Source organism: Lewinella sp. W8, from assembly GCF_004375085.3.
Lineage (GTDB): Bacteria > Bacteroidota > Bacteroidia > Chitinophagales > Saprospiraceae > Neolewinella.
Genome location: NZ_SNAQ03000029.1, coordinates 41,278 through 51,718 on the forward strand (window position 1 = coordinate 41,278; position 10,441 = coordinate 51,718).

The 10,441-nt window shown below is 60.3% G+C and carries 6 protein-coding genes; 4 read left to right on the top strand and 2 right to left on the bottom strand.

Annotated elements, in window-relative coordinates:
* Positions 1 to 69 precede the first annotated feature (69 nt).
* Together E1J53_RS22805 and E1J53_RS22810 are read right to left on the bottom strand one after the other, a co-directional pair.
* A complete protein-coding gene (locus tag E1J53_RS22805) occupies positions 70 to 819 on the bottom strand; it encodes a tetratricopeptide repeat protein (RefSeq protein WP_134274739.1) in 750 nt (249 codons plus the stop codon).
* Complete coding sequence (locus E1J53_RS22810) at positions 816 to 1,385, bottom strand: RNA polymerase sigma factor (protein WP_134274740.1); 570 nt, start codon at positions 1,383 to 1,385, stop codon at positions 816 to 818. Before E1J53_RS22810 ends, E1J53_RS22805 begins: the two co-directional genes overlap by 4 nt.
* Positions 1,386 to 1,538: 153 nt before the next feature.
* Between E1J53_RS22810 and E1J53_RS22815 the strand changes: the two genes are divergently transcribed.
* From E1J53_RS22815 to E1J53_RS22830, 4 genes are all read left to right on the top strand, one after another.
* Positions 1,539 to 2,075, top strand: a complete 537-nt coding sequence (locus tag E1J53_RS22815) for a hypothetical protein (protein WP_134274741.1) — start codon at positions 1,539 to 1,541, stop codon at positions 2,073 to 2,075.
* Positions 2,076 to 2,112: 37 nt separating this feature from the next.
* Entirely contained in the window at positions 2,113 to 4,452 is a 2,340-nt protein-coding gene (locus E1J53_RS22820; protein ID WP_134274742.1) for a LamG domain-containing protein, read from the top strand.
* 34 nt (positions 4,453 to 4,486) lie between these two features.
* Positions 4,487 to 8,659 (top strand): HYR domain-containing protein, encoded by a 4,173-nt coding sequence (locus tag E1J53_RS22825; RefSeq protein ID WP_134274743.1) that lies wholly within the window; start codon positions 4,487 to 4,489, stop codon positions 8,657 to 8,659.
* Between the two features lie 104 nt (positions 8,660 to 8,763).
* A complete protein-coding gene (locus E1J53_RS22830; RefSeq protein ID WP_134274744.1) occupies positions 8,764 to 10,203 on the top strand; it encodes an amidohydrolase in 1,440 nt (479 codons plus the stop codon).
* Positions 10,204 to 10,441: the final 238 nt, after the last annotated feature.

Sequence of the window (10,441 nt, forward strand, 5' to 3'; positions counted from 1 at the left end):
GATGTTTCAGATATGGGTGAAAGAGTAGGGGTTGAGGGAAACCATTACCGGGCGTAGTGCCCGAAGTCACTACTCTTCAGCGAGGGCATTCAGGAGATCGCGGGCCCGGGGCCCGTAATCGGGGTGCGTGGCGGGCACCCCCTGCAGGGCCTTCCGCGCTTGCGCCGTTTTTTCATTTTTCAGGTAGGCCAGTCCGAGGTAAAACTGACCGGCGGCCGCCAGCACCGATTCTCCCGCCGCCAGGGAGGAGAAGATACTTTCCGCTTCCTGCTGTCGGTCGATCTCGAGGGCCGCAATGCCGAGGGCCAGTTGCGCGGGCACGTCCGCGGGTTCCTCCTCGAGGTAGGCCTTCAATTGGGGGTACGCCTGCCCGTAATCCCCCGCGTTGAAGGCCGCCTGGGCGGCCTCGGCCATGGCCTCGCTATCGCCTTTTTCCACCAGGTTCAGCGGCTGGTGCTGGGCGTACTGTCGGTATAAATCCGGACTGGCGAACGGATTGAAGACCAGCACGAGTAAAGCGATGGCGGCGGCCACCCCCACGGCCCCCATCCAGGGGCGCAGGCGACGGACTTTGGCCTTAGGAGCGGACGTTTTCTGCTCCCCGATCGCCCGGAACGTGCCGGCCAGTTCGGCCATCTTGGCGTCTAGCGCCGGGCGCTGTTCCCGGGTCTTCAGGTAGGTGCGAAATTCCTGCTGATCGGCCAGTTCCCTGGCCAGATCCGGCTCTTCGCCCAGCCTGCTTTCCAGGCTCGCGCGGTCTTCCGGACTCAGATCATCCAGCAGATACGCACTGATTAGTTTTTTGTCGTTTTCGTTCATCCCTCCGTAACTAAAGCTTGATATAAAGTCCGCCAACGCCCCTCACAGGCGTGTTTCCTGCGGTAGACGGTGTTGGCGTCGGTCATCCCGAGTTGCGTGGCGGCCGCGGCGGGTTTTATTCCCGTCATCAACAGCCGCATCAACTGCTGGCACAACTCGCTGAGTTGCCGGAACGTGCGGTCTAATCGCTCCTGTCGGAGTTGCTCTTCTTCAATGGCCTCCAACTGGCTGATCATCGTCCGTTCGTCATCATATTTCCGGACTTCGATTTTTCTTACTTCCGCCTCCCTTCTTATTTTTCTCAGGGCGTACAACCACTTATTCTGGCAGATGCGAAACAGCAGGGCACCAATCGGGCAGGTAAGGACGAAGTCCGGATCATTGGCCTTCTGGTGCAGGGCAATGATGCCTTCCTGGAAGATGTCCTGCGCGTCGTCTACGCTTCCGCTGTTTTTCTGCACCCAACTGCTGACGGTGGGGCCGTGGGATCGGTAAATGTCGTCCAGGACGGAAAAGTCACCGCGGCGCAGGGCCTCGATGTATTGATGATCGGGGTGGGAACTCATAGCGTAACAATGATAAGAAGGTTTTAACATTTTTGGTCATGACCCGGGGTAAGATTCGGAGCGGAGTGGCAATCGGGGTGCAAACAGACGGAACACGGGGCGACGATCGCCCCCGGAATTATCCCTCTGGTCACCGATGAAAATCACTTCGCAATGAAAACTCTGCTTTTATCCCTCTTGCTCTCGTTTGGCATTTTCTGGTCGTCCCCCGAGGCGGTTCCCCGTCAGACGAGCATTCAGCTCCAACAACCCACGGCGGTGCCCGGCAGCACGCCTTCGCTGCAGTTCAACTGGACCCGACCGACTTCCCCCGATCCGGAAGACCCCAGTTGCCAGACCGGTCCCCTGAGCCTCAATATCTACCTCGTATCGGCTCCCCCCGGAGGCTCCTTCAGCGGCCTGCGCTACTACGAATTTCAGCAACTGGCCAACGCCGGGCAGTTGGTAAAAAGCTTTACCGGGCTTACCGGCAATTCCCAGCTGCTGACCATCAGCGACGTGCTGCCCGGCAAGATGCAAAAGTTCACCAAACCCAATACCTACTACGTCGCCCAGGTGCGCTGTGCCGGCCCCGGCCGCAGCAATTTCGTGGGCTTCCAGTATTACGGAATCCAAAAACAAAAGTACCAGATCAAGCCCGGCGTGTCGCCCGTGGGTAGCCCCATTCTCCGGCGGTCCGGCGGTCAGTAATCAAGGTCCCGTATCCACTAACTCTAAATAAAAAAACATGCGACGTTTCACCCGCAAATTACTCTTGCTCCTTTCCCTTGGGGCGCTGCTGGCCGCAGGAAAAGTGTACGGACAGAACCGGGCACTTGACTTTGATGGCAACGATGATGATGTCACGCTGAACCTCATTCCTACACCACTGTCCACCAATGCCGCTACGTTCACGGTTGATCTGTGGTTTAAGTCCGCCACCGTCCCGGGTGGGCTGCCCTGCCCCATGGAATACCGCAGCATGCTGTACATAATTGGCGGACAATTCCTCTACGAGATCGGGGAGTGCGGTGGGGTGCTCCAGCGGAGTAGCTTTCCGGCTTTTCCGCAACAAGCCACCGCGATTCCTGGTGCCACCATCACACCCAACCAGTGGCAACACCTGAGGGTGGTACACGACAACGGCACGCTGGAAATCTACCTGGACTGTAACCTGGTACACACGGAAGCGGTCTCTATCCCCCTGGGAATCCAGGAATTCACGCTGGCCGAATATACTGGTCTCAACGCATTGACCGCCGAGCATTTCCAGGGGAGGATGGACGACGTCCGGATCTGGACCAACGTACGCGACCCGCTGGCCTGCGACGAAATCTTCTGTCCGCTCAACGGCGACGAAACCGATTTGCTGGTGCACTGGACCTTCGACCAGGGCGTGGCGGGCGGCAACAACACGGGAATTCTGGTGGCCACCGACGCCACGGCGAACGGCAACGACGGCCAGCTGGCCAACTTCACGCTCACCGGTAACCAGAGCAACTTCGTCAACGACGGCGCGGGTTTTATTGCTCCCGACCTGAACGGACTCCGCCTGAAAATCAGCGACTACCCCTACCGCACGGGACCCCTGACCAGCATCTGTAGTGGAGACCCGGCCCACTTCACGCTAGCACTGCCCGATGGCAGCACGCCGGGGCCCTACGGTAACGTGGCGGTGCAGTGGGAAGTTAGCGCGGACGCAGGTGCCACGTGGACCAGCTTAACGAGCCCGCCCTTCACGGACTTTAGCTTTCCGATCCTGCCGGGCGTGCTGACCGTGAACTGCTCCGGAAGTACCAAAGGCTTTGAAGACCGGCTGTACCGTGCCGCCGTCGAGGTGACCGACCCAATTACCGGCCGGACCTGCGATTACCTGTCCGAAGCAGCTCCCCTGAAGATTTGTTGCCCGATCAGCCCGGCCACCGTTTCGGTGGCGCCCTCCGCCGCCCTGTGTGAGGGTGAATCGGTCAGCTTTCAGGTGCAACTCAGCAGTCCGGACCCCTTCGTGATGACGCCCGGTCCCAACACCACCATCAGCTGGGAAGTGGTTGACCCCACGGGGGTAACGCCCCTGCCCGCCAACCAGAACAACACGGCCTTTACTTACGCCTACACGGCACCTGCGGTGAGCGCCCAAAGTACCGTCTGCTTCGTGGCACGGGTAACCAACTGCAACGGGAAAGCGCAGTCCTTCGATGCCTGCGTGACGATTGATCCCGAACCCGTTTGCGGCATCATCGAGGGGCTGCCCCTGGGTGCCCCGCAAAACCTGCGACTGGTGAGTCCGCTGCCGAATCTGGTGTACGAAATCTGCCCCGGCGAGGACGCCGTGCTGGGCATCGATCCCGCCAATCCCTTCCAGGATTGCATCCCGGAATGGCAGTACACCTTTGATCTGTCCCAACCCTGGACCAGCCTCGGCCTGTCCAACACCGTACAAAACACCAACGTGCTGCCGAGCCACCTCTGGCCCGCGGGAGCAACGAAGATCTACTACCGCATTCAGTGCAACCCCTTGTCGAATCCCTCCGGCTGTGCCCCCTGTTTTGGTAACGTGATTACCATCCAGCTGACCACGCCGCCGGCCGTGCCCATCATCGCCGGCTCCACGGAGGAATGCCAGGAGGATCTACCGACCACCCTGATGGTCACCAACCCCGTTTCCGGCTTGCAGTACACCTGGTTGTGGAACGGCCTGCCGGTGGGGAGCGGCATCAGTCACCAGGCGAGTCGCGGCGGACAGTACGTCGTGACGGTCAGCAATGCCTGCTTCACCGTTCAGAGCGATCCCCACAAACTGGACGCCTGTGAGGTGATCGCCATCCTGAGCTGCCCGATTACGCCCAACGATTGTGCCCGACTGGGCGACAAGGTCATCGTGGAGGCTACGGAAAGCTTCTCCACCTGCACTCCGGCCTCGCTGTCCTATGCCTGGTACCTGGATGGGGTGCTGTTCCCCGGCGTCACCGGCGACCAGTTTTCCTTCACCCCTCCGCCCGGCGGCAGCACGGTGAAAGTCGTGGTGACCGATAACGTTCGGGGCTGCATGGGCATGGCCGAACGCACCGTTGTTCCCTGCGACTTTTAACCCAAAACCCGCTTACCACCCTAAATAATTCGTGATGATTTCCTTCAAACGCTTCTGGCTGCTCTTCGGGGCAGTCCTGACCACCCTTTGCCTTTTCGGCCAGAATCCGCAACCCGCCAACTGGTCAAAACTTTACGGCGACGGTCAGCAAAACCTTCCCCGCCGGGTGAAGGCCTTCGGCGACGGCATGTACGTCGCCGGGGTGACCACCGACGCTGCGGGCGTACAGTACGGCACCTTCACCAAATTTAACCCCCTGAACGGCTCCGTGGTCTGGCAATTCCAGCTGGATATTCCTAGTGACATTCAGGACTTTACCCACGTTCCCGTTAAGGATGAATTTATCCTGGTGGGGGCGACCATCATCCCGGGGGTCAGCGGACCGGTGGACAATCAGTCCCTCATCGTCCGGGTAGACGACAACGGCATTGTGCTGGACCAGCGGACCTACCAGCTGGCCGGACGGGAAGGCTTCACCCGGGTCGTGCGGCACCCCAATCCCGACGACCCCGACTTTCCCTACTTCGCCCTCGGCGGCAAGAATCCCGACACCAACGCCCCTTCGAGCTTCGATGAGGTCGTACTGTTCAACTTTGATGCGGCCCTGAACACCAAGTGGTGGCAGCAGTACACCGAGATCAATAACGTGGAGATCGAAGCCCTGCGGGGCCTGATTCCACTGTCCAACGGTCAACTGTGGCTGGTGGGCAACGGCTCCATCGCCAACGAAGGGGCCATTATTCGGATTCAGTCCCAAAAGGGTAATCCGGTGGGCCCGGCCATCTACCATCCCGACGGGATCGACTGGTACGACGGCATCGAGTTGCCGAACGGGGAGGTCGCCCTGGCCGGCGAACGCTTTTCCTCCGGGAATGCCATCATGATGATCGTGGACCAGGTCAACGGCGCGCCGCAGGCGGGGCTACTCTTTCAGGACGTCCAGCAATTCAAAGAGTTGGGCTTCACCACCGTCGGGGCGCCCGCGGGCGCCTACCGGCTCTACGGCCTGGGCGAAGACAAAACACCGCCGCTGGTGGGCAACGTCATGCACCAGGTTACGTACCAGCCGGGAGTATCCATCACCAAAGATTACTCCCGCTACCTCAACGACGGTGCGACGGACTGGACGGAGGCCCACTTCTCCGTTACGCCCAGTACGAACCGCATTTTTTACGCCGACGGCCGGCAGTACGCTACGCCGGTGTTTGGCGACTGGGAAATGATGGTGGGCAGCTACCCGCTGGATTTCTCCGCCTTCTGTACGGACGATCACGCGCAGACGGAGCAGGGGTATTCGGTGGCGCCCACCAACTTTACGCCCATCCGCCTGCGGCGGACCCCGACGCAAAGTAATCCTCCCGCGCTTCCGACCTCCCTCCCGTACGCCTGCGAAAACAGCTGTGCACCCACGCCGACCTGTACGGCCGACTTTTCCTGGGAGGCCGACTGCTGCGAGGCGACCTTCACCACCAACGTAACGGGCACGGCGCCCTTCTTCTACTCCTGGGACATCGGCTGTGATTTCTCGGTGGAGTCGACCAGCCCCAATCCGACCCTGTCCTTTCCCGCTCCCGGCACCTATCCGGTTTGTCTCATCGTAACCGACGCCACGGGTTGCCAGGTGAGCGTACAAAAGAACGTGACGGTGGTGGACGATCCTCCGGTGCTTACCTGTCCGGACGTGCTGTTGCCCACCGATCCGGGAGAGTGTTTTGCCACCTACAATCCGGTCATTGACGTGACGGACGACTGCACCCCCGATGATCGCCTGCGTCCCTTCTGCCAGTACTCCGGTGCGGTGACCGGCCCGGGGCCGTTCACGGAATTCCCAAAGGGGGTGACCACCGTCACCTGCCTGGTGGAAGACGGCAAGGGACAGATGGCTTCCTGCACCTACACCATCACCGTAGAGGATCGGGAGCCGCCGCAAATTGTGTGTCCGTCTCCGGCCCCGGTAACGGTGCCGGCCTGTGATGGTGGGGCCAAGGTGACCTTTGCGCCGCCCGTGGCCACGGACAACTGCCCCATGGTCACCACCACCCAAACGCACCAAAGCGGACAGTTCTTCCCCTGCGGGACGACGATGGTGACCTACACGGCCACCGATATGGCCGGACTGACTTCCAGCTGTAGCTTCCCGGTGACGGTGAACTGCAGTTGTGCGGAGATCAAGGATCAGGACATCTCCTGTTCGGACGTAGACGACGAATTCAACTTTGGCATCTCCGTCCGGGACCTTACGGGCGGAAACCCGAGCAATTGCACGGTTACCGTGCGGACCCTGCAGTCCAACGTTAGCGTGAACTACGGTGTGGCGAATACCGGATCCAGCTACATCATTACGGGAACCCTGAGCCTGACCGGGCCACCGGTGCCCCTGGTCATCAACCTGGTGGTGGACGTCACCTGTATTTGTCCCGATGGCTCGGTGCACACCTGTTCGTTCCCGGTAAACCTGGAGACGCCCTGCTGCAAAAAAATTGAGATCGATGATCAGGCGTTGTGCCGCCTGGACGATCAGGTGCAGATCAACCTGCTGGGCTGCAACACCCTCTACGACGTGCAGCGGGTACGCTGGTACGTGGCCGATGCGCCCTGCACGGCGGGTACCGTCTTCGGGCCGCCCCTGCAGGTCACCAGCGGTTGTGATCCGCTGATCCTCTCGCCCCGCTTCCACAACGGAGACGTATGCGTGTACGCGGAGGTGGACATGGGACCCCAGGCCGGTCCCTGCCGGACCCTGCGGACGGAAGTTACCCGGGTTCGCCTCTGCGAACCGGTGGGCTGCACGCTGCAGGACCAGGCCTACTGTTACGCTGGGACCCCCATTACGCCGGCACCGCTGACCGTTGCGCCCCAGGCCGGCCCGAACTCCTGCGACTTCACCGTGCAGTGGTACGACGACAACGGAATTATTCCCGGTGCTACGGGACTGACCTACCAGCCCCCGGCCCTGAGCCTGCCGGCCGGCTCCACGGACTGCTCACAGTCCTTCACCTACCGGGCGGTGATCACCGCCGCTCCCTGCGGTGATCTGGAGTGCAGCGCCACCATCCGCCTGGACAACGAAGCGGCTCCCGACGGTACGCTGGACCTGCTTCCCCCGGACGTATTGCCCTTCTGCCCGGGAGAGGACGCCATTCTGGAGTATACGCCGGAGTGTGCCGGCTCCCCCGAGCGGTGGACCTGGCAGGAAAGCCAGGACGGCGTAACCTACGTCGACATCACCACCAACGGCGACCGCAATCCGCGCTACCAGACGAACCGTCTCTTTCGGGACACCTGGTACCGGATTGAAAAGCAGAACGGGGTGTGCCCGGTGGACCAGATTGACCTGTTCCTGGACGTCCGTGATCCGCTGGTGGTCAGCAATTTCGTGGCCGACCACGCGCCAAAGTGCGATCCTACTTCGATCAAGCTGCAGCTGGACATCAGTCCGCAGTACGCCTCGGCGGCGGACTGCTCGTACACCATCGAATACTACCACAACGGACGGCTTTTTGATACCCAGACCAGTCTGGGGGGCACGGCCGGAACGAATTACTTTGCACCTGCGTCCGCGCCACTGTCCGGTAATTTTTACGCCATTGTATCCAGCAATTGCTGTGATGAAGTGGTGCAGACGCCCGTGATTACGCTGGATCCTCCGATGGAGGTCACCATTGCCGGGCCCTGTTTCCGCTGCAAAAAGGAGAACGTTCGCCTGGACGGGATCGTCCTTAACCCTCCCGCCGGCTTTACGTGTACCTATCAGTGGTACCGGACCACCAGCCCCACGGTCGGTAACGACCTGCTGCCTGGGGAGACGGGAACTACCCTGATCGTGGACCCCTCCTGGAAAGGGCCCTTCGTGTTCGAGGTGACCTGTACGGACGGCGTGACGACCTGCGTCAAGCGGGCGGTTTACACCCTCAAGCAATGCGGTGGTAACGACTGCGTCGTGTCGATCAATAACGTACCGGTGCTCGATGCGAACGTGTATCCCAATCCGGCCGACGACCGGGTGTTTGTGGAGCTGGAAAGCCCGCGGGCCATGAACGGTCTATCTCTCTTCGACATGAATGGCCGCCTGGTCAGAACGTATGCGGGCGAGGGACCGCAGGTGCAATATGAACTGGATTTGAGCGGACTGGCGGCCGGGACCTACGTCCTGCGCGCGCAGTCCACGCAGGGAGAATTAGTGGTAACCCGGATCATCAAACGGTGATCAATTTGGTGGGTTTTTGATTTTCTAGCGGCCGTTTCCTTCGGGAGGCGGCCGCTTTTTTTCAGGGGTTCACTATCTTCCCAGCCTCATCTAAGAGCAATAGTATGCGTAACAATTTCCTCCTGCTGTGCGGCCTCCTTCTGAGCGGCATGGCGGTGGCCCAGGTAGCCACCAATGATCCGGCCAAGCAGGCCGTCAACACCTCCATTGACGCACAGTATTCCAGCCTGACGGAGCTGAGTGATAAGATCTGGTCCTTCGAAGAAGTCGCCTTCCAGGAAGCACAATCCGCCCAGGCGCTGATGGACTACGCCGAAGCCCAGGGCTTCAAGATTACCAAAAACATCGGCGATATGCCGACGGCCTTCACGGCGGAGTTCGGCTCCGGAAAGCCCGTCATCGGGATCCTCGGGGAGTTTGACGCCCTGCCGGGACTGTCCCAGAATACGGTGCCCTACAAAGACCCGCTGCACGAAGGCGGCGCCGGGCACGGCTGCGGACACAACCTTTTCGGGGTGGCCTCCCTCGGCGCGGCCACGGCGATCAAGCAGATGATTGAACGGGGAGAACTGAAGGGCACCATTCGCTTCTACGGTACGCCGGCGGAAGAGAAGTTCTTCGGTAAACTCTGGATGATCCGCGCCGGCGCCTTCGAGGACGTGGACGTGGTCATGGACTGGCACCCCAGCGGGGAAACCAAAGTCGGTATGCAAACCGGACTGGCCCTGGTGGACTTCATGGTAGAATACTACGGGCAGGCCGCCCACGCCGCCGGGGACCCCTGGAACGGCCGCGACGCCTCCGACGCCCTGGAGCTCTACGCCAGCGGCATCAACTACTACCGGGAGCACGTCAAACCCACGGTGCGGATCCACTACGACATCCAGAAAGCCGGTGAGGTGGTCAACGTGGTGCCGGACTACGCCCGGATGTGGACCCGCGTCCGTGACGGCAAGCGTGATGGTCTGGTGGAAGTCTGGAAGCAGGTAGAGAAGATTGCCGAAGGTGCCGCCCTGATGGCCAACGTCGACTACAAGATTACCCTGATCTCCGGGGTGCACGAAGTCCTCGTCAACGAAACGGGGGCCAAAGCGATGCAGAAAAACCTGGAGGCCCTGGGCGCCATCTCCTACACGGAAGAGGAGCAGGACTACGCCAAGAAAATTCAGGAAGCCACCAATAAGCCGCAGGTGGGTATTGAATCCGTGATCTCTCCGCTGGAGAAGACGGCCGAGTTCCCGATGGGGGGCTCTACGGACGTCGGGGACGTGAGTTACGTCGTGCCCGTCATCCGGCTGCGGGCAACCACGGCCCCCAAGGGAACGCCCTGGCACTCCTGGGCGGTAGTGGCCTGCGGGGGGATGTCCATCGGTCACAAGGGCATGCGCCACGCCTCCAAAATCCTGGCTATGACCATGGTGGACCTGTACAAAGATCCCAAGCTGGTCTCCGACATTCAGGCGGAATTCAAGGAAGATATCGGTGACTACGAGTACAAGGGCATCCTTCCCGACGGACCGCCGCCGGTTGGGGTGAAGAAGTAGGTTAGTCTGTTAGTAGTTTAGTCTGTTAGTCTGTTAGTCTGTTAGTCTGTTAGTCTTTTAGTCTGTTGGTCTTTTAGTCTGTTAGTCTGTTAGTCTGTTGGTGGAGCTCTTGGAGACTGTTCAAGTAAGTGTGTCTACTATCTTTAAGAATGAAAAGCGCAAAAGACAAATTACCAGCGGATCTCCAAAAGCTGTTAGCAGACCATCTTAAAAGTGGTAAGCCCCTACTTGGTCAAGA